The sequence below is a fragment of the uncultured Gilvimarinus sp. genome, assembly GCF_963975215.1.
Classification (GTDB): Bacteria; Pseudomonadota; Gammaproteobacteria; order Pseudomonadales; family Cellvibrionaceae; genus Gilvimarinus.
Window position 1 is genome coordinate 1 of sequence record NZ_CAXBFW010000041.1, and the last position, 17,861, is coordinate 17,861.

The following is a 17,861-nucleotide window of genomic DNA, read 5'->3' on the forward strand; positions in this document are numbered from 1 at the left end:
CCGTAATGGGTGATGGGTCGGTGGTGGTGATCTTGGATCTGCACGCCTTAATTCGCGAGCAGTTGGCGCTGGGCCTGGCGGAGTCTACCTTGCTCGAGCCCTTTGCCAGAACAGAGCACGCCGATAAAGAAGATGACGAAAAAACCGTTATGGTGGTGGATGACTCGGTGACGGTGCGCAAAGTGACCGGCCGCTTCCTGGAGCGCGAAGGCTATCGTGTAGTGACAGCAAAAGATGGTGCCGAGGCAATCTTACTGCTGCAGGATACCGTGCCCGATGTTATGTTGCTCGATATTGAAATGCCGCGGATGGATGGTTTTGAGGTGGCAAAAAATATTCGCACTAGCTCGCGCCTTAAGCATTTGCCAATTATTATGATCACCTCGCGTACGGGTGAAAAACACCGTGAGCGAGCCTTTAATTTAGGTGTTAATCGCTATATGGGTAAGCCGTACCAAGAGGAAATCTTGCTGGGTAATATCCAAGAGTTAATCGACGAGCAGGACGAGTAACCGCGTGAAACCCCTGGGGTTGGGATTGTTAGTCGATAGCGAGCATAAGCTGCGACAATTAAGTGCGCTGGTGGCGCAAACGGGGCAGCGAGTCGACTATAGTTTAGCGCTGTCGAAAAGCGAGCGCTCGGCACTACCCGATTTAGATGTAGACGACTTAGAGCGTATTGCGGGGCTGGATGCCTGGTTGGTTGACGTTACCCACGTCGAGGATGAGCGCTGCGGAGCCAGTGAAGTATTAACAGTGCTGTTGGCGACCGCCGAAGTACCGGTACTGCTGAGCGATAGCAGTGAGGTTAGCGCTGATGCCGCCGCGCGGCTGCAGTGGTCGAATCGTTTGTGCTCGCGCCTGCAACGTTTGATTGGCGAGGTAAACCTCGCGCACTGTAAGCCGGCGCAAAAAATTTGGGTGCTGGCCGCCTCGACCGGCGGCCCGCAGCCGGTGCGTGAGTTTCTGCAGGCGTTGCCGGCTGGTTTAAATACCGGCTTTTTGTATGCCCAGCACATTGATCGTGAGTACTGTGGCTCGCTGGTTACCATGCTTGGTAAAAGCGGGGCTTATCGCGGTGTCATACCCGAGCAGGGCGCGGTGATTGAGCCCGATACCGTGGCGATTATTGACCCGACGCAAAGAGTTGAAGTGCTGGAAAACTGCACGCTCGTGGTATACGACGAACCCTGGGGGGGGCGTTATCAACCCTCCATTGACCAGCTGTTGGCCAATGTGGCCAGTGTAAAAAAAGAGCAATGCGGTGTTATTGTGTTTTCTGGTATGGGAAACGATGGCGCTGCTAGTTGCCGGTTTGTAAAACAGCACAAAGGACAGGTTTGGATACAGCAGCCCGACAGCTGCGTAGTCGACTCAATGCCACTGGCCGCCCAGGCCACTCAGACTGTTGATTTTACCGGCACGCCGGCTCAGCTGGCCGCTAATTTTATTGATTACATCAATCAAACTAATGTGATGAAAGGGGCAGTAAGCTCATGAGAGCGGAACATCAAATAGAATCCGATCAGTATCAAGAGGTGGCGAGCTTGTTGGTGCCTCTTAGCGAGTCTCTGTTGCTGTTGCCCAACGTTACTGTCGCCGAGATTGTGCCGGTAGCGGACATTCAGCCAGTAGACAACGCCCCCGACTGGTTGTTGGGTGAGGTTAATTGGCGTGAACTCGATATTCCGATTATTTCTTTAGAGATCATGAACGGACAAGCGCGCCCGGGTTTTCATAGCCGCTGTCGGATTGCGGTGCTCAATACCACCGGAATTAACGATTCATTAAGCTTTATCGCCATTTTGACTCAGGGCTTACCTCGTTTGGCTCGCGTTACGTCAGACGAAATTGCCGAGTTAGACGATGTCCCGCCAGCGGAGTACGACGATCTTGTGGTTACCTGGGCCGGTGAGCGAGCGGTTATTCCCGCCCTGGCGAAGATCGAGCAAGCCTACCTGACGTTTTCCTCACCGCGCTAATCAATAGTCTTTGACCTGTGGTGTTTTGCCCCCGTGGCGGCGCAACAGGTTTGGTGATTGAGCGACACGCAAAAAAAGTGCGCCACATAGCGTTGCCCAACATGACGTTAAGCGCAGCACGTGCGTAACCTTTGCGCTAACTTGACGCACCTATTGGCAGCGAAGATACTCTCCCTATGACGACTCAATACGGTAATACCACAGCAATGATTGCCATCGCACCCTAACGGGCGGCGCTGGCGATTGTGACATAAGCCCGCTGCAACCAGGCGGGCTTTTTTGTGTCGGCCTGAGCGTTTATTCTGCGGCGTAGAAGGAGACATTATGGAATTTTCACGGTACTCGTTAAGTTTAAATGAAGTTCGCCTCGAGCCCTTACAGCCGCATCATTTGCCCGGCTTAACGGCCGCTATTGCCGATGGTAATTTGCATGAGTTGTTTCTGACGATTGTGCCGGCGCCGGAGCGGTTACAGGCATTTTTGGCAAAAGCGCTGGCCGATTATCAGGCGGGGCTGGGTCTTACTTACGCGATTATTTATCAGCCGGATAATACGGTGATTGGCTCGACCCGTTTTATGCGTGCGGTCCCCGAGCACCGCCGGGTTGAAATTGGTTTTACGTTTCTTGCACAGCGCTTTCAGCGCACGGGGGTAAATACCACGGCTAAATACTTATTGCTGTGTCAGGCTTTTGAGCAAATGGACTGTCTGAGGGTCGAGTTTTTAACCGACTGTCTCAATCGCCGCTCGCGTAATGCCATTGAGCGTATTGGCGCAAAATACGAAGGGCTGTTGCGCAAGCATATGCAGATGCGCGATGGGCGTATACGTGATTCGGTGCTTTACAGTATTACGGCCGATGAATGGCCCGGTGTTAAGCAGCACTTAACCTTTATGATGCAAAATCCCCCCACTGATACTGCAGCACGCTAATGGCCGCCAGTGGTGCGGTCTCTGTGCGCATGACCCGGGGGCCGAGTGTCAGCGGATTAAAGCCTGCGTTGCGCGCGGTGATAATCTCATCTTCACTAAGGCCGCCTTCGGGCCCAATCAGTAACGCGGCGCTGTGTGGCGTAAGCGCTGCCGGTAAGCCCTGGCTGTCGCGATGATGCAAGACAAACTTTTGCTCTGCATCGGCGCTCGCTAAGTAGTCGCTTAACAGGGTTAGCGGCGCAAGCTCGGGCAGGCGGTTGCGCTGGCACTGCTCGCAGGCACTGATGGTAATCTGTTGCCAGTGTTGCCACTTTTTTTCCAGGCGCTCACCTTTAAGCTTTACCTCGGTGCGCTCTGTCACCAATGGCACGATACGCGTTACACCGAGTTCGGTGGCTTTTTGTAGAACCAAATCCCAGCGCTCGCCGCGTGATAGTCCAACAGCCAGCTCAATGGCTAGCGGAGACTCCCGCTCGTCGCCGTCGTAGGTATCCAACGTGACCTCGATGTACTTTTTGGCCACCTCGGTAATGGCGCCATAATACTCGCCACCCCGGCCGTTAAATACCACCAGTGGGCGACCGGCACTCATGCGCAACACTTTGCCTAAGTAGTGCGCCGCGTTGTCATCCAGCCGGATGGGAGTGTTAAGGCTGAGCTCTACGGGGCAATATACACGTGGGATGCGCATGGCTTATTTGGTCTTAGCTGAATGTCGGAGTAAGATCATAACAGGACTCAGCCGGGTGAATGAAGTCATCCAATCCATGGTGGCTGACGTAAAGCCTATACCGCGAGTAACTTAATTCTCATACAACAGGATTCGAACATGAAAACCTCAATGGCTCTAATCGTATCACTGGCTTTTAATGGCGCTTTAGCGCAGGCGGCCAGCTGCCCGGCGTATTTAGAGGGCGAATACCGCAAACTGCACTCCACCGAGAATGCGAACTTGTGCGAGCTATTAGCCGGTAAAGATGCGCTGATTGTGAATACTGCTAGCCACTGTGGTTTTACGCCGCAATTTGAGGCGTTGGAGGCGTTGCATCAGGAGTATGCCGATCAGGGGCTCGTGGTGGTAGGCTTTGCCAGTGATGACTTTAAGCAGGCTGCCAAGTCCGAAGAAGAGGCCGCCACTATTTGCTACACCAACTACGGCGTGAGCTTTACCATGCTGGCCCCCACCCCCGTGACGGGCGAGCAGGCCAATGGTTTGTTTGCCTATCTGGGGGCTCAGAGCGAGCAGCCGGGCTGGAACTTTAATAAGTACCTGCTGGATGGCGAGACCGGGGAGGTGCAGCACTTTGGCAGCAAGGTAACCCCCGATAGCGACGAGCTAAAGGCCGCGGTCAAAGCTGTATTGCAGCCCTGATTATTCTTGCTCGACGGTGACACTCACGTCACCGTCGCTAGCGACCCAGACATTGACGTCCATGGGCTGGCAGCACACATGGCAATCTTCTGTGTAGCGCTGCGTGCCGGCGGAATCGTCGATTAGCAGAGTTAGCGGTGCATCGCAAAAAGGGCAGTGCACCGGTTTTTCCAACAGGTCGGCCACGGTTTAAAAGCGGTAATCCAGGTTGGCGCTAATGGCGGTAAACTCCTGGCTATCGACATCGGCCAGGTTTTTATACTCAAAGTTGAGGTTCCACTGAGGGGCGATATACCAGCCAAAACCTAGGCCCCAAGAGAAGCCGTCGGTGCTGAGGTTGCTGCTCTCGATGCTGTAATCGAGGCTGGAGTAGCCCAGCAAAGCATAAAACCGGCCGTGTTGATTGGTCGCTTCGGCGCGGTAGTAAATAGCCTGATAATTATCAATATCCATATCAGCCTCGATGGTGTCGTCGCCATCCAGATAGACGGTGTCGGCGCCCAGGCCTGTGCCGTAGCGCACTTCGGCGCCCAGCAAGCTGTTGTACTTGTAGCCGGCAAACAGCTCAGCTACCCATAGGTCGGCGCCGTCGTAGCTTCTTTCGTCGTCGGCATTCACCGCCGAGACGCCAGCGCCGGCAAAAAAACCGCGCTCGTTATCGGCGAGGCAGGCGTTGCTGGCCAGCACAGTTGCAGGTAGGGCGAGTGCTAATAAAGTACGGGTCACATTCATAAAAATTACACTGTGTTGGGGCCAATGCCTACGCAGACTAAAAAATCCACGCGATCATCAGCCAGATGATAATAAAAAAGGTAAAAAAGCCGCCGAGTACAAACTGTATCTCGCCAATCAGCCCGTCGCCGGAGGTTATGGCAAACACTACGAGCAGCGCGGTGGTGACAAAAAATGAGATAACGGCCGCGTCTTTAAGGCCTAAGCCCTGCGAGAAGGCTCCGTCGGTAATATCGCCGAGCATTGGCAGTAGCAACACGGTGGCAATCACCGCTAACAGTAATACCGCCACAATGCCAATAAGGGTGGCTCGCGCCTGACGCTTGTCCTTTTCGTCGCTGCCCATAAACGCCTCGGTTAGTCGTGAGCTTTAATGATGTCTCGCACGCGGTTTGGGTCCGGCATGCCCACAGCGATAATCTCGGCCGAGTCGCCAGCGGTGTAGAGCTCAATGGTGCCGGTGCCAAAAATACGGTTCCAGAAGGACTGCTTTACTTTAACGGTACGGATGCTGGTAATGTTCAGCTCCGAGCGCTCTTTGCTCAGTAGGCCTTTCTCATACAAAACATCGGATTTGGTTACCATCAGGCGCGATGATTTGTTGTTGAGGTGCCATATCAGCAGGATAATAATGCCAATCCCCACTAGGCACAAAAGCAGCGCCAGAATAAACCCCAAAGGATTGTTTTTAAACATCACGGGGTGTTCGTCGTACAGTGCTTCCATGGTGTGTCCTAGGTTAGTTTTAGTCCGGCAATGCCCGTGAGTATAAGGGCAATACAGACAAGGCGCAAAGCCGATACGGCCTCACCAAAAAGGAATATGCCGAGGATCACAGTCCCCACCGCACCAATGCCACTCCAGATGGCGTAGGCGGTGCTAATCGGCAGTTCTTTCAGCGATAAGCCCAGTAACGACAGGCTGATAATAATGGCCACGAGTGTGGCAACGCTGGGCCAAAGGCGGGTAAAACCCTCGGAGTATTTTAAGCCCACGGCCCATACAACCTCGAATAGCCCGGCTAAAAGCAAGTAAAACCACGACATGTTTGGTAATCTCATCGGGGCGGGGTCGTCCCCGGTTAGAGATAGTCAGATAACTCTGCCGCTCGGGTCGTCCCGCGCGGGTTGCGGGCCAAGCAGTGTGGCCGGCAACATAGGGTAAAGTAAGGATATTCGACGCTATTTTCAAGGTGGTTTTTCACAGTGGTAGCGCGGTGACGGAATCAAGGTTCGCCACAGGCCGTGGCGATATCTACAGCTCAAGGCAGACGAAGGCTCAGGAATGTTAGAAGCAGTATGGATCGCGTGTGCATTCACGCTAGGGTTAATGGTGCGCACGGTTGGGTTGCCGCCATTGGTGGGCTATCTGGCCGCGGGCTTTGCCATCAGCGGCTTGAGCCATTTTATTGAGTTGCCGGCCAATGGCGATGAAATTATCGCGCATGTGGCGCATATTGGCGTACTGCTACTGTTGTTTACCGTTGGGCTAAAGCTCCGGGTGCGCAACCTGGTGCAGCCGGAGGTGATCGGTGGTGGCATCCTGCACTTTGTGTTGGCCGTCGCCTTGCTAACCCCCGGTATGTACATGTTGCTGGACGTTACCTGGTATGAGTCGGTGCTGCTGGCTATTGCCCTGTCGTTTTCCAGTACCGTACTGGCGGCGAAGGTTTTGGACAGCAAGCGAGAGCTGCGGGCGTTTCACGGCCGGGTCGCTATTGGCATTTTGGTGGTGCAGGATCTTATTGCACTGCTGGTTATCTCCGTCGCTAGCGGTAAAGTCCCCTCTGTGTGGGCACCGTTGGTGTTGGGCCTGCCGCTGCTTAGGCCCGTCCTCTTTAAATTATTAGATGTGTGTGGTCACGACGAGCTGATGGTTCTGCTGGGGCTGTTGCTGGCGCTGGTGGTTGGCGGGATGGGCTTTGAGGCGCTTGGGTTAAGCTCCGAATTGGGCGCGTTGGCTTTTGGCGTGTTGCTGGCGCAGCATCGCCGTGCCACCGAGCTGTCCAACTCTTTGTGGAGTATCAAAGAGGTGTTCCTGGTCGGCTTCTTTTTGCAAATTGGCATGAGTGGCCTGCCGGGCAAAGAGGCCTTTATTCTGGCGGCGGTTGCGATGCTGTTATTGCCGCTTAAGGGTGTCGGCTTTTTCTTATTGCTGGTGCTGTTTAAGTTGCGCGCACGCAGCGCGTTTCTGAGTGGTTTGGCCCTGACAAACTACAGCGAGTTTGGGCTTATTGTGGCGGCCGCGGTATTACCCGAGTGGCTAGTGCCGCTGGCTCTGGCAGTGGCGGTTTCTTTTGTCGTCTCGGCGCCCCTTAACCGGGCGGCGCACCCCTTTTATGAGAAGCTGTCACGCTGGCTGTTGCCGCTCGAGCGCAACATTCATCACCCCGATCAGCAGCCAATCTCGCTGGGTGATGCCGAGGTTTTGATATTTGGTATGGGGCGCACCGGCACGGCCGCCTACGATCAGCTCAGCGGTAAAACCACCAAATTAATCGCGCTCGACTCCGACCCGGGTAAAGTGGATCGGCACCGTAAAGCCGGGCGTGCGGTAATGTTTGCCGACGCCGAGGATCAGGTGTTTTGGCAGGGCGTGGAGATGAGCAGCATCCGTGCGGTGATTCTCAGCATGAGCGATCTGGAGGCTAAGATCATCGCTGCCCGCCAGTTGCGTCAGCGAGGATACAGCGGCTTTATTGCCTCCCACAGTTTGTTTCAGGATGAAGCGGATAAAATTAACCTGGCCGGTGCCGATGAAACCTATCTGACGATGTCTGAGGCGGGTGTGGGGCTGGCCGAACACGTACAGGAAAAAATGGTGACATCAGCCGAGCGGGTGTAACAGCCTGCTAGAGCGTCAGCGGGTATTCTAATAACGTGAAGTGCAGTATGTTCACACCAAAATGTGTGGCGATGGCGGCACTAAAACGGCCCGTGTATTGGTACACCAGCGCATAAACGCCGCCGGCTAATAAAAAGAGCCAAAATAGCGGGTGCGTAATAGGCGCATGGGCCAAAGTAAAAATCAGTGTCGCAACGGCTGCGGCGCTCCACTGTGCTGCGCGTGTTTTTTTTGCTCCGACGGTTAGCGCGAGCTTGGCCAAGCCGTCTTGCAGCAGCAATCTAAAAAAAGCCTCTTCGGCCACCACGGTAATCCCGACATTAATAAGCACAAACCAAAGGATGCCGTCGGGCAATTTGGGCTGCCAGCCGATTTGAAAGATAAACCGCGCCGCGCATAATATGGCCAATATCCCGCCGCCGATGAGCAGCGCTGTCGGCACTCGCCTTTTGCGCCGCCCTAAACCGTAAGACGACCAAAGCCAAATAATAATGACATAGCCTGCCAACGCCTTGGCAAGGTTGGCGTAGAGCGTAAACTCTAAATCGCCAAAGTGATGCGCCACCGGGTAGTTGAAATCGCCAGGCCGGTATAAGGCAATGGCAAAGCCAGTTATTAACGTAATGAGCCAAAGGCTCAGCGCAACCCAGGCGTTGGCATCGCGGTTTATGGTAAGCCAGGCGTGTAACGCGATAAGCAAGGTAAATACGGGCAGGGCGATGGCATTGGCAAGTGGTAGGTTTCCGCTGGCGTAAAGTGCACTGCTAAGCGCAACCAGGGCAGCGCTTAGCAGTGCGCGTTTTTGCGTCGTCGACTGCCATGATAGGTGCACTGTTTGCCTCCCGGGCGACTCCCTGTGCCGTGTGTAATGGCTCGTTGCTAACGGTTGCGTTGGTAAAGCAAATCCCACACGCCGTGGCCGAGTTTTTCGCCGCGCTTTTCAAACTTAGTGATGGGGCGGTAATCCGGTCGCGGCGAGTATCCACCGTCCGTTTGGGTGTTGCTATAACCCTCGGCGGCGTCCATCACTTCTTTCATATGCTCGGCGTAGTTTTCCCAGTCGGTGGCAAAGTGTAGCAAGCCACCTGTTTTAAGCTTGCCGCGTATACGCTGGACAAACTCGGGCTGAATAATACGGCGCTTGTGGTGCTTTTTTTTGTGCCATGGGTCGGGAAAGTACACTTGCACGCGATCGAGGCTGGCATCGGCAAAGCAGTCATCCAGTACATCGGTAGCATCGGCCATATACACTTTTAAATTGTCGACGCCAGCTTCACCGGCGGTGTGGATTAAACGGCCGACGCCCGGCGGGTGAACCTCAATGCCGACGAAGTCTTTGTCCGGCTCGTTCAGCGCCATCTCCCGCAGAGAGTCGCCCATGCCAAAACCAATTTCGAGCACCAGCGGCGCCGTGCGGCCAAACTGCTCGTTGGGTTCAAAACTTCCGGCAAATAAGCTGGCACCGTATTTGGGCCAGTATTGTTGAAAGGCTTTTTTTTGCCCGTCGGTCATGCGACCGGCACGAATCACAAAGCTGCGGATGGATTTGTCTTTAAACTCGGGGCGAAACTCTGGGATGTCGGTCATGTGGCAGTGTGAGATCCTTAAAAAGATTTTAATGCGGCGATAAAAAGGCTCAGCCAGCCGAGCAGCAGGCATACACCGCCCAGTGGCGTGACGGGGCCAAACAGGCCAATACCGGTGAGGGTTAGTGCGTACAAGCTGCCGCTAAACAGCAAGGTGCCGGCGATAAACAAGCCGCTGGCGCGTGTTAGCCAAGCCAGAGCGCCCGTTGGTAGCTGTTGTAGCGACCAAAGCCCCACCAGCAGCAATGCCAGAGCATGGTACATCTGGTACTGCACACCGGTTTGAAAGGCGCCGAGTAATTCGGGGGGCAGTTTACCCTTTAACCCGTGCGCGGCAAAGGCGCCCAACGCTACGGCGATAAACCCATAAGCGGCGGCGACACTGAATATAAATTTGGGCATGGTTTATTCCGTGGGATATTCAGCCAGTATTATAGCGGGGCGAGTCGCGCAAATGCAGGGTAATAACAGCTGACACAAAAAAGCCGCGCAGTGCGCGGCTTGCGGTGGCCGGTGCGGTTGGTTTAGGCCGCTTCGGTCATCATGTTTTTAACTTTTTTCATGGCGTTTTTCTCGAGCTGGCGAATGCGCTCGGCGGATACGCCATACTCGGCGGCCAAATCGTGCAGGGTAGATTTGTCGTCGCTTAACCAGCGGCGCTGCAAAATAGTGCGGCTGCGGTCGTCCAGCTGCTCCATGGCGTTCTCTAAGCTACTGACGCTGGTCTCTTCCCAGTTGGCGGCTTCAAGCTGCGCAGCAGGGTCCTGACGTTTGTCTTCCAGATAGTGCGCCGGCGCGACAAAATGGCTGTCTTCATCGTCGTTTTCCGGGGCGTCAAACGCGGCGTCGTAAGAGGAGAGACGGCTCTCCATCTCGCGCACGTGTTTAACGTCGACGTTTAAATCTTCGGCGACGGCTTTGGCTTCATCGTTGGTGAGCCAGGCCAAACGCTTTTTAGCGCCGCGCAGGTTAAAGAACAGTTTGCGCTGTGCTTTGGTGGTGGCCACCTTCACAATGCGCCAGTTCTTTAAGATAAATTCGTGAATTTCGGCTTTAATCCAGTGCACCGCAAACGATACCAGACGTACACCTTTTTCTGGGTTGAAGCGCTTTACTGCCTTCATCAGGCCGACGTTACCCTCTTGGATTAAATCCCCCAGCGGCAGACCGTAGCCATTGTACGAGCGGGCGATATGAACCACAAAACGCAGGTGCGCCATAACCAACCGGCGGGCGGCTTCGAGGCTGTCGTTGTAGTAAAGGTCTTCAGCGAGGGTCTGCTCTTCTTGTGCTGTGAGAACAGAAAAGCCGCTGACAGCCTGCACATAGGCATTGAGGTTGGCACCCGGTGCGAGGTTCCCCATTGGCTGTAGGCTTGTGCCCATAATTGTGACTCCCAGTAAATACCGATTTAACCCTGCGCCTTAATTGCAGGGCCAGTTAGTCTAGCACTGATTCTTTGAGCCTGCCAATACCGGAAAGTTCCCTTGCATAGATAAAAAATCTATATAAAACAAGGGTTTGACGATTCTTAACTGGGGCGACTTCACAGTGTGGACAAAAGACTTCACTAGCGTGGGGCAATTTGTGCCAAATGACGGCCCACCGCAAGCCAAGCCCCGGCAAGGCCAATCAGCCCCGCGGCCAGCACCAATTGCAGGCTGTGGGTCAGGCTCAGGCCTCTGAGACTAAACTCGCTCTGGTAAAGTTCCGCTAGCGAGGCCACCGGCGCCTCGAGCCAGGCGAGCCCCAGCGCCAGTAACAGCAGGGCGATTAGCCCGCCGCCCAGTCCGTACCAGAGGCCGGTGTAAAGAAATGGCCGGCGCACGTAGGCATCGGTGCCGCCCACCAGCTTAACCACTAAAATCTCGTCGCGCCGGCTCTCGATGGCGAGCCGGATGGTGTTGCCCACCACCAACAGCAGGCCTAATGCCAGTAGCGCGGCCAGAAAAAACACTCCGCGGCTGGCCAACTCGACGAGTTGCTCCAGACGCTTAACCCACATCATGTCCAGCCGTGCATCGTCACTTAGCCCGTGACTGTTTAGCTCGTCCAGTAGTGCCTGTAGTGCGCCACCGGTGGTCTGATCGCTCGGTTGCACCAGCAGCACTGGCGGTAGCGGGTTTTCGGTTAAATCATCCAGTACTGTGCCAAGGCCAGAGTAGGTTTTAAACTCTACCAGGGCCTGCTCGGGGCTCACGTAAACGACTTCGCTGATCTCTGGCCTGTCTCGCAATGCGCCTGCCCACTGCTCAATGGCCTGGGGTTTGGCGGCGGGTTTTACAAACACCGAAATTTGGCTCGAGTCCTGCCAGTGATAGCCCAGCGACTCGATGTTGAGCAGCGCCACATAGAGGGTGGCGGGTAGGGCGGTGGCGATGGCAACCACCAGCCAGGTAAGGGTGCTTTGCAGTGGCGAGCGCAGCAGGCGCAGTAAACTTTGGATGGCGCAATCGCTGTGGTGTGCCTGCCAGGCTTCTAGCCGGTGGCGCCAGGCGGTTTTGCTCTGGATCGCGCCCTGAGCGCGCGGCGCGGGCTTGCGTGGTGGCGGCGCCGGTTTGCGCTTAGGGTTAAAGCGGTTCATTGCGGCGTACCACCGGCAATCACCCGGCCCTCGGCCAGTTGCAGTACGCGCTTATTCATGCGCTCGATTAAATCGATATCGTGGGTGGCGATCATCAAAGTGACGCCCAGCTCATTAAATTGGCGAAACAGCGTCATGATCTCGGCCGAGAGCTCCGGGTCGAGGTTGCCGGTGGGCTCATCGGCCAGCACTAAGGCGGGCTTATTAACCACCGCGCGGGCGATACCCACGCGCTGTTGCTCGCCGCCGGACAGGGTAACCGGGTTGACCCGCTCTTTGTGCAGCAGCCCCACTTTATCCAGCGCCGCGCGCACCCGGCGGCCGATATCCGAGGCGTGGTAGCCGGCCACCTGAAGTGGCAGGGCGACGTTATCAAACACGCTGCGGTCAAACAGTAGCTGGTGGTTTTGAAACACTACGCCGATGTCGCGCCGGTAGTGGGCAATACCACTGCGTCTGATGGCGCTGGTGTCGCGTCCGCCAATTTCGATATGCCCGTTACTGGGCCGCTCCATCAGCATAATAAGCTTCATCAAGGTGCTTTTGCCGGCGCCCGAGTGGCCGGTTAAAAACACCATCTCGCCGCGGTTGATTTGCAAATCAACCCGGCTGAGCGCCTCCTGCCCGGTGGCGTAGCGTTTGGTGACGTTCTGAAAGCGAATCACCGCTCAAACAATGCCTCGATAAAGGGTTTGGCCACAAACGGCTGCAAATCGTCGATGCCCTCGCCAATGCCGATAAAGCGCACAGGCAAGCCAAATTGTTTGGTAAGCGCAAAAATCACCCCGCCCTTGGCGGTGCCGTCGAGCTTGGTCAGGGCGATGCCGGTGACCCCGGCCGATTTAATAAAGTGCTCGGCCTGGCTGACGGCATTTTGCCCGGTGCCGGCATCCAGCACCAATAAGGTCTCGTGGGGGGCGCTGTCATCCAGTTTGCCCATCACTCGGCGCACCTTAGACAGCTCCTCCATCAGGTGATCTTTATTGTGCAGGCGCCCGGCGGTATCGGCGATCAGCACATCAATGCCGCGCGACTTAGCCGCCTGGACCCCGTCAAAAATGACCGAGGCGCTGTCGGCACCGGTATGTTGCGCAATAACCGGCACATTGTTGCGCTCGCCCCACACCTGCAGCTGCTCGACTGCCGCGGCGCGGAAGGTATCGCCGGCCGCGAGCATCACCGATTTGCCTTCGCCCTGTAAGCGCTTGGCCAGCTTGCCGATGGTGGTGGTTTTACCCACACCGTTCACGCCGACAATTAAAATAACGTAGGGCTTTTTACTGGTGTCGATAATCAGCGGCTGCTCGGAGCCCGCGACCAATTCGGCCAGTGATGCCTTAAGGGCGTCATAGAGTGCTTCGGGATTAGCCAGCTGCTTGCGCGCTACCCGGGCGGTTAGGTCATCAATAATGTCGGTGGTGGCCTCGATGCCCACATCGGCTACCAGCAGTTGCGACTCGAGATCTTCCAGTAGCTCATCGTCAATTTCTTTTTTACCCAAAAAGATATTGCCGAGCCCTTCAGAGAAGTTGCTGCTGGTGCGCGACAGGCCGCGCTTGATACGGCCGAACAAACCCTCTTTGACCACCGGTGCTTCGGGCACGGGCTCGGCAGGCGGCACCTCGGTGGCTTGCGGCTCGGGTTCGGCGGCGGGCGCTGCAGGAGTCGGCTCGGGCTCAATCAGAGCGGGGTCCGGCACCTCTGGTTCGAGCGGGACGGGTTCGGCCTCGGGCGGCTCGCTTTGCGCTTGCTCGTCTGCTTCGGGCTGCTGTTGTTCGACTTTTGGGTCGTCTTTGGGGGCGGATTTTCTAAACCGTTTAAAGAACATGTGGGTAGGCGGCTCTTATCGCTGCTAGACAAAGGCGCTATCCTACCACTTCTGACTAGCGGGGGAGAGTGATAGGTGGCAAAACAAACGCGGCGACAGCCGGCCGGGGACACTTTGCGCCAGCCATTGCGGTTAATTGGCGGGCAGTGGCGTGGGCGCAAGTTACAGTTTCCTCTGTGTGATGGCTTGCGCCCTACGGGCGATCGCATTCGCGAGACGCTGTTTAACTGGTTGGGCCCTTATGTGCCGGATGCTGTCGGGGCGGATTTGTTTGCCGGCTCCGGCGCGTTGGGTTTAGAGGCGCTGTCGCGCGGGGCCCGCTCAATGACGTTTTGCGAGCGCGACCCGGCGGCCGCTAAAGCGCTGGCTGGCAATTTAGCGCTATTGGGGGCCAGTGGCGGGCGCCTGCAGCATATGGATGCCCTGCAGTGGCTGAACAGCAGCCTTATAGAGACACCGCTGGAGCTGGTGTTTCTCGATCCACCGTTTGCCGCCGATTTATGGCAGCCGAGTATCGATGCTCTCGCGGCGCGCCCCTGGCTGGCCGATGGCGCCGCGATTTATATTGAGTCGGGGCCGGGCAGTGTGTTTCAGGTTCCCGATACCTGGGAGCTGCACCGTGAAAAGCGCGCGGGTAGTGTTTGTTACCGGCTGTATTTTTATCGTGCCGACTAGCAAGGACTGGGCTATTTTTGTAGTATCCGCCCACACCGCATGTCACACAGAGAATAAACTATGCGCAAGGTTGTATACCCCGGCACGTTCGACCCCATTACCAATGGCCATAAAGATCTGGTAGAGCGCGCCTGCCGTCTCTTTGATCGTGTGGTGGTGGCCGTGGCGGCCAGTAACCGCAAAGCCCCGATGTTTGATTTGCAGCAGCGGGTCGAGTTGGCCCAAAGCACGCTCTCGCATCTGGATAACGTGGAAGTGTGCGGCTTTGATAATTTATTGGTGGACTTTGTTCGCGACTGTGGTGCGCAGGGTGTTGTGCGCGGCTTGCGCGCGGTGTCCGACTTTGAATACGAGTTTCAGCTGGCCAACATGAACCGTGCCTTAGCACCGGATATGGAAAGCTTGTTTCTGACCCCGGCCGAGCATTTGTCTTATATATCGTCGTCGATTGTGCGTGAAATAGCCGTGCTGGGCGGCGATGTGAGCAAGTTTGTCACCCCGGAGGTCGAGCTGGCGCTCAAGGCGAAGTTTCTCGCCCGCTAGGGTTGGTGGTTGGCGCGGCGCCGGGTAGCTCGATAACAACAAGGTCAGCATCGGCGGCGTTAAACTCGCCGTAGTACTGATCAAAAAGCGCATTTAAACTGCCGTCTTTACGCGCAGCCTCTAAGCCAAACGTTAAGCGCTCGGTGATGTGGGGGTGGTTGTGGCTAACCTGGGCATACACTGGCAGCGGGTAGTAAACGATGAGGTTGTCAACGATAACCAGCTGCGCGGCGTGCCCGGACTGTGCCAGTGCTTGCTCGGCCTCCAGCACGCCTAATGGTAAGTAATCAAACCGGCCGTGAGCGAGCATATTAAAGAGCTGAGTGATGCTGGCGCCCGTGGTAAAAGGCAGCTGTGCGTCGCGAAAGAACTCCTGATCAATCCAGTCAAAGCCGAGCCCCGCGGTAAATTGTCGCAGTTGCGCGAGGCTCTTAATCTTTCCAAAGTCAGCGGCCTGATCGCGCCTGACGATTGCCTGACGCCGGCCCAGTAAGCCCTGTAGTAATGGGGTTGGAATTATTATTAATGGCTGTTCATCTGAGTCCACCCGGTAGGCGAGCGCCGGGGCCGTGACTACCTGAGCCATAGTGCCTTCGCTAAAGTTGCGAATTGTTCTTGGCCGCGAGAGCGTGCTGTTGGTTACTTTCAGCTCATAAGGGCCGTAGCGCTCGCGGCTTTTTTCTAACGCTAGCCTGATTACCGCTGTCTCGTGGGCTTTGCGTGATTCGCTTACGCCGCCAATCCAGAGTTTTATTTCGGTGGCGCCGGCGGTGTCGGTAGGCCCGGTTGTATTTTGTTGTGTGGCTTCTGCGTTGGCGGCGTTGAGTGATTGGCAAAGTAAAAGTGTTGCCGCGGTTAGGTACAGGCGTACCATCGTACAAAAGTTTGTCGCTAAAGCGGGCGCGGTCAACGTCATAGTCTGGAATGCTTCTTCTATCTCTCGAATTATAGGATATAGTTTAGCGTATTTATGGGTAGCTGAGTCATGTTGCGCCATAGGGCGCTTGAAACCGGTTACATTGTGCGGCATTATTCGCCCGCACAGGCCGGCCGGTAGGGGCATGGCCGCTGTGGCAAATTAGGGCGCTAACAATAGGTAATTCATGAGTAACGATATTCAAGGTCAGACACGGCGGTTAACGCAGTGGTTTGCACGCGATGCGCTGCCGCTGTGGAGTGAGCGGTCTATTCATCCGGATTTGGGAGCCAGCTTCGAGCGCTTGCGGCCCGATGGCGAGGTCGACGTAAAGGCTAACGTGCGGGTGCGGGTACAGGCGCGTCAGGCGTTCTTTTTTGCCGCTGCTCATAGCCTTGGCTGGTGTGATCGCGGTGCCGATATTGCGCATGGGTTGCTGGCGTTTGTCGAGTCGAATGCGGCACACCCCACCGCCGGTGGTGGTTTTACCCACCTGTTAAACCCTGAGTTTGAGGTTATCGATACCAAGCAAGATCTGTATGACCACGCCTTTTTTTTGCTGGCCTACGCGTGGCTGTACCGGGTGAGCGGCGAGCGCACAGCGCTGGATAAAGCCGAGGCTCTGGTGCGGCATCTTGATAAACGTTTTGCGGCCGATTACGGCGGTTGGGCCGAGGGCGATTACGCCTATAGTGTGCGCCGGCAGAACCCGCATATGCACTTGTTTGAAGCCTGCATGGCTTTATATGAGGCGAGCGGTGAGGCGCACTGGTTAGCCCGTGCCGGCGAACTGTTTAGTTTGTTTGAGTCGCGCTTTTTTTGCCCGGAGCAAGGCGTGCTTTTTGAGTTTTTTAACGCCGACTGGACGCTGGCTGAGGGCGCTACCGGGCAAGTGATAGAACCTGGCCACATGATGGAGTGGGTCTGGCTGTTGGATTGGTACGCGCGCCTGAGCGGGCAATCGGTTAGCCGCTACACCGGTGTGCTGTATCGTCGCGCGCTGGAGTTAGGTTTAAAGGCAGATTCGGGTTTGCTGTTTGATTCGGTCACCCCGCAGGGCGAGGTGCTGCAACACACTAAGCGTTGCTGGGGGCTAACCGAGTTAATTAAGGCCAGCCTGGTGATGGCCCGCGAGGGAGAGCCGGGCGCTGAAGCGCGCGCCGCCGAGGCGGTAAACACACTGTTTAGCTATTACCTGTGTGGCACGACTCCGGGCAGTTATGTCGATCAGCGCGGCCAAGACGATGAGATCGTAGCCGCCGAAGCGCCGGCCAGTACCTTGTATCACCTGATTGTGCTGGCGCAGGAGCTGATGCGCTACTGCGATGAGCTACCCGGTCAGCCGGCCGTTGCCCGGTAATGGCCAGCCGTCTTGTCCTGCGATGCAGGCGCAAGGCGGTTGGCGCCGTTTAGTCTTTGCGGGGTACAGCGGTGCTTTTGCGGATCACAAACTCAGCCGGCAGCACGTTTTCCTCTTGGGCGAGTTCTTCCCCCTCAATTAAGCGCAGCAGCATGTCCATGGCCAGTTTGCCGATCTCCTCGGCGGGCTGAGTGACGGTGGTGAGGCTCGGGTCGCAATAGCGGGCGTAGCTGATGTCATCAAAGCCGGTGACGGAAATATCTTCCGGTACACGCAGGCCGTGTTGCTTTAGGGTTTGGATGGCGCCAATGGCCATTTCATCGTTCATGCAAAACAGCGCCGTGGGTTTGTTTTGCATGGCGCAAAATTGCTTGGCACTGTTTAGCCCCGACCAGGTGGTAAAGTCGCCCTCCGCTATCAGCGATTTATCAAACTCGATTCCCGCCGCTTCAAGGCTCTCCAGGTAGCCGGCCATCCGGTCAATCGTGTGGGGGTTGTCTTTAAGG

At 56.0% G+C, this 17,861-nt stretch carries 24 protein-coding genes; 9 read left to right on the forward strand and 15 right to left on the reverse strand.

The genetic code is table 11. From position 1 onward, the window contains the following. The 4 genes from AAC019_RS16345 to AAC019_RS16360 form a co-directional block, all read left to right on the forward strand. Window positions 1–512 (forward strand): response regulator (locus AAC019_RS16345; RefSeq protein ID WP_339900326.1); only part of this gene is annotated, 512 nt, incomplete at its 5' end. 4 nt (window positions 513–516) lie between these two features. Continuing rightward, window positions 517–1,500 (forward strand): chemotaxis protein CheB, encoded by a 984-nt coding sequence (locus tag AAC019_RS16350; RefSeq protein ID WP_339900328.1) that lies wholly within the window; start codon window positions 517–519, stop codon window positions 1,498–1,500. Continuing rightward, window positions 1,497–1,982 carry a chemotaxis protein CheW gene (locus AAC019_RS16355; RefSeq protein ID WP_339900330.1) on the forward strand — a complete coding sequence of 162 codons (486 nt, stop codon included), beginning with the start codon at window positions 1,497–1,499 and terminating at the stop codon, window positions 1,980–1,982. The genes AAC019_RS16350 and AAC019_RS16355 overlap by 4 nt, the downstream gene beginning before the upstream one ends. A 324-nt stretch (window positions 1,983–2,306) precedes the next feature. After that, window positions 2,307–2,915 (forward strand): GNAT family protein, encoded by a 609-nt coding sequence (locus tag AAC019_RS16360; protein ID WP_339900331.1) that lies wholly within the window; start codon window positions 2,307–2,309, stop codon window positions 2,913–2,915. Here AAC019_RS16360 and AAC019_RS16365 read toward each other — a convergent pair. Next, entirely contained in the window at window positions 2,875–3,606 is a 732-nt protein-coding gene (locus tag AAC019_RS16365; RefSeq protein WP_339900332.1) for a 16S rRNA (uracil(1498)-N(3))-methyltransferase, read from the reverse strand. The two genes, AAC019_RS16360 and AAC019_RS16365, sit on opposite strands and share 41 nt — an antisense overlap. Before the next feature lie 138 nt (window positions 3,607–3,744). On the opposite strand from AAC019_RS16365, the gene AAC019_RS16370 reads away from it, so the two are divergent. Continuing rightward, window positions 3,745–4,287, forward strand: coding sequence for a glutathione peroxidase (locus AAC019_RS16370; RefSeq protein WP_339900334.1), 543 nt, complete (start codon window positions 3,745–3,747; stop codon window positions 4,285–4,287). Here the strand turns inward: AAC019_RS16370 and AAC019_RS16375 are convergent, their stop codons facing one another. From AAC019_RS16375 to sugE, 5 genes are read right to left on the reverse strand one after another with little or no spacing between them, the layout of a single operon-like run. Beyond that, the gene (locus AAC019_RS16375) at window positions 4,288–4,473 is read right to left on the reverse strand and encodes a CPXCG motif-containing cysteine-rich protein (protein WP_339900336.1); all 186 of its coding nucleotides are present in this window, start codon (window positions 4,471–4,473) and stop codon (window positions 4,288–4,290) included. A gap of 3 nt (window positions 4,474–4,476) precedes the next feature. Further along, window positions 4,477–5,019: a porin family protein gene (locus AAC019_RS16380; protein WP_339900338.1), complete on the reverse strand. Its 543-nt coding sequence runs from the start codon at window positions 5,017–5,019 to the stop codon at window positions 4,477–4,479. A gap of 37 nt (window positions 5,020–5,056) precedes the next feature. Further along, window positions 5,057–5,365 (reverse strand): hypothetical protein, encoded by a 309-nt coding sequence (locus AAC019_RS16385; RefSeq protein ID WP_339900339.1) that lies wholly within the window; start codon window positions 5,363–5,365, stop codon window positions 5,057–5,059. Between the two features lie 11 nt (window positions 5,366–5,376). Next, on the reverse strand, window positions 5,377–5,745 hold the full coding sequence (locus AAC019_RS16390) for a PH domain-containing protein (RefSeq protein WP_041522182.1): 369 nt from the start codon (window positions 5,743–5,745) through the stop codon (window positions 5,377–5,379). 8 nt (window positions 5,746–5,753) lie between these two features. Next, on the reverse strand, window positions 5,754–6,065 hold the full coding sequence (sugE, locus tag AAC019_RS16395) for a quaternary ammonium compound efflux SMR transporter SugE (RefSeq protein WP_339900341.1): 312 nt from the start codon (window positions 6,063–6,065) through the stop codon (window positions 5,754–5,756). A 238-nt stretch (window positions 6,066–6,303) separates the two neighbouring features. Between sugE and AAC019_RS16400 the strand changes: the two genes are divergently transcribed. Next, window positions 6,304–7,863 (forward strand): cation:proton antiporter, encoded by a 1,560-nt coding sequence (locus tag AAC019_RS16400; protein ID WP_339900342.1) that lies wholly within the window; start codon window positions 6,304–6,306, stop codon window positions 7,861–7,863. 7 nt (window positions 7,864–7,870) lie between these two features. Here the strand turns inward: AAC019_RS16400 and AAC019_RS16405 are convergent, their stop codons facing one another. The 7 genes from AAC019_RS16405 to ftsY all read right to left on the reverse strand — a co-directional run bounded on the left by AAC019_RS16405 (window position 7,871) and on the right by ftsY (window position 13,861). Further along, on the reverse strand, window positions 7,871–8,695 hold the full coding sequence (locus AAC019_RS16405; protein ID WP_339900343.1) for a CPBP family intramembrane glutamic endopeptidase: 825 nt from the start codon (window positions 8,693–8,695) through the stop codon (window positions 7,871–7,873). A gap of 47 nt (window positions 8,696–8,742) precedes the next feature. Further along, complete coding sequence (gene trmB / locus AAC019_RS16410) at window positions 8,743–9,450, reverse strand: tRNA (guanosine(46)-N7)-methyltransferase TrmB (protein WP_339900344.1); 708 nt, start codon at window positions 9,448–9,450, stop codon at window positions 8,743–8,745. A gap of 17 nt (window positions 9,451–9,467) precedes the next feature. Then, window positions 9,468–9,851 carry a DUF423 domain-containing protein gene (locus AAC019_RS16415; protein ID WP_339900346.1) on the reverse strand — a complete coding sequence of 128 codons (384 nt, stop codon included), beginning with the start codon at window positions 9,849–9,851 and terminating at the stop codon, window positions 9,468–9,470. A gap of 122 nt (window positions 9,852–9,973) precedes the next feature. Next, window positions 9,974–10,834 (reverse strand): RNA polymerase sigma factor RpoH, encoded by an 861-nt coding sequence (gene rpoH / locus AAC019_RS16420; RefSeq protein WP_339900347.1) that lies wholly within the window; start codon window positions 10,832–10,834, stop codon window positions 9,974–9,976. A gap of 185 nt (window positions 10,835–11,019) precedes the next feature. Continuing rightward, entirely contained in the window at window positions 11,020–12,033 is a 1,014-nt protein-coding gene (gene ftsX, locus AAC019_RS16425) for a permease-like cell division protein FtsX (RefSeq protein ID WP_339900348.1), read from the reverse strand. Continuing rightward, window positions 12,030–12,698 carry a cell division ATP-binding protein FtsE gene (gene ftsE, locus AAC019_RS16430; RefSeq protein ID WP_339900349.1) on the reverse strand — a complete coding sequence of 223 codons (669 nt, stop codon included), beginning with the start codon at window positions 12,696–12,698 and terminating at the stop codon, window positions 12,030–12,032. The genes ftsX and ftsE overlap by 4 nt, the downstream gene beginning before the upstream one ends. Then, window positions 12,695–13,861 carry a signal recognition particle-docking protein FtsY gene (gene ftsY, locus AAC019_RS16435; RefSeq protein WP_339900351.1) on the reverse strand — a complete coding sequence of 389 codons (1,167 nt, stop codon included), beginning with the start codon at window positions 13,859–13,861 and terminating at the stop codon, window positions 12,695–12,697. The genes ftsE and ftsY overlap by 4 nt, the downstream gene beginning before the upstream one ends. 75 nt (window positions 13,862–13,936) lie before the next feature. Here ftsY and rsmD point away from each other — a divergent pair, with 75 nt between their 5' ends. Both rsmD and coaD read left to right on the forward strand, forming a co-directional pair. Then, window positions 13,937–14,536: a 16S rRNA (guanine(966)-N(2))-methyltransferase RsmD gene (gene rsmD / locus AAC019_RS16440; protein ID WP_339900353.1), complete on the forward strand. Its 600-nt coding sequence runs from the start codon at window positions 13,937–13,939 to the stop codon at window positions 14,534–14,536. Between the two features lie 60 nt (window positions 14,537–14,596). Beyond that, entirely contained in the window at window positions 14,597–15,079 is a 483-nt protein-coding gene (coaD, locus tag AAC019_RS16445; protein WP_339900355.1) for a pantetheine-phosphate adenylyltransferase, read from the forward strand. Here coaD and AAC019_RS16450 read toward each other — a convergent pair. After that, a complete protein-coding gene (locus tag AAC019_RS16450) occupies window positions 15,054–15,995 on the reverse strand; it encodes a hypothetical protein (RefSeq protein WP_339900357.1) in 942 nt (313 codons plus the stop codon). The genes coaD and AAC019_RS16450 overlap by 26 nt on opposite strands. Window positions 15,996–16,182: 187 nt before the next feature. Between AAC019_RS16450 and AAC019_RS16455 the strand changes: the two genes are divergently transcribed. Continuing rightward, the gene (locus AAC019_RS16455) at window positions 16,183–17,355 is read left to right on the forward strand and encodes an AGE family epimerase/isomerase (protein ID WP_339900358.1); all 1,173 of its coding nucleotides are present in this window, start codon (window positions 16,183–16,185) and stop codon (window positions 17,353–17,355) included. A gap of 49 nt (window positions 17,356–17,404) precedes the next feature. Here AAC019_RS16455 and AAC019_RS16460 read toward each other — a convergent pair. Next, window positions 17,405–17,861, reverse strand: a 457-nt coding sequence (locus AAC019_RS16460) for a substrate-binding domain-containing protein (protein WP_339900359.1), incomplete at its 5' end; no start/stop codon positions are given.

Bases quoted from the DNA above. Each gene is read 5' to 3' on its own strand.
- AAC019_RS16365 (WP_339900332.1), bottom strand. From the start codon at position 3,606: ATGCGCATCCCACGTGTATATTGCCCCGTAGAGCTCAGCCTTAACACT.
- AAC019_RS16385 (WP_339900339.1), bottom strand. From the start codon at position 5,365: ATGGGCAGCGACGAAAAGGACAAGCGTCAGGCGCGAGCCACCCTTATT.
- AAC019_RS16355 (WP_339900330.1), top strand. From the start codon at position 1,497: ATGAGAGCGGAACATCAAATAGAATCCGATCAGTATCAAGAGGTGGCG.
- AAC019_RS16400 (WP_339900342.1), top strand. From the start codon at position 6,304: ATGTTAGAAGCAGTATGGATCGCGTGTGCATTCACGCTAGGGTTAATG.
- AAC019_RS16450 (WP_339900357.1), bottom strand. From the start codon at position 15,995: ATGACGTTGACCGCGCCCGCTTTAGCGACAAACTTTTGTACGATGGTA.
- AAC019_RS16360 (WP_339900331.1), top strand. From the start codon at position 2,307: ATGGAATTTTCACGGTACTCGTTAAGTTTAAATGAAGTTCGCCTCGAG.
- AAC019_RS16455 (WP_339900358.1), top strand. From the start codon at position 16,183: ATGAGTAACGATATTCAAGGTCAGACACGGCGGTTAACGCAGTGGTTT.
- sugE (WP_339900341.1), bottom strand. From the start codon at position 6,065: ATGTCGTGGTTTTACTTGCTTTTAGCCGGGCTATTCGAGGTTGTATGG.
- AAC019_RS16390 (WP_041522182.1), bottom strand. From the start codon at position 5,745: ATGGAAGCACTGTACGACGAACACCCCGTGATGTTTAAAAACAATCCT.
- ftsX (WP_339900348.1), bottom strand. From the start codon at position 12,033: ATGAACCGCTTTAACCCTAAGCGCAAACCGGCGCCGCCACCACGCAAG.
- rpoH (WP_339900347.1), bottom strand. From the start codon at position 10,834: ATGGGCACAAGCCTACAGCCAATGGGGAACCTCGCACCGGGTGCCAAC.
- ftsY (WP_339900351.1), bottom strand. From the start codon at position 13,861: ATGTTCTTTAAACGGTTTAGAAAATCCGCCCCCAAAGACGACCCAAAA.
- trmB (WP_339900344.1), bottom strand. From the start codon at position 9,450: ATGACCGACATCCCAGAGTTTCGCCCCGAGTTTAAAGACAAATCCATC.
- AAC019_RS16370 (WP_339900334.1), top strand. From the start codon at position 3,745: ATGAAAACCTCAATGGCTCTAATCGTATCACTGGCTTTTAATGGCGCT.
- AAC019_RS16380 (WP_339900338.1), bottom strand. From the start codon at position 5,019: ATGAATGTGACCCGTACTTTATTAGCACTCGCCCTACCTGCAACTGTG.
- coaD (WP_339900355.1), top strand. From the start codon at position 14,597: ATGCGCAAGGTTGTATACCCCGGCACGTTCGACCCCATTACCAATGGC.
- AAC019_RS16415 (WP_339900346.1), bottom strand. From the start codon at position 9,851: ATGCCCAAATTTATATTCAGTGTCGCCGCCGCTTATGGGTTTATCGCC.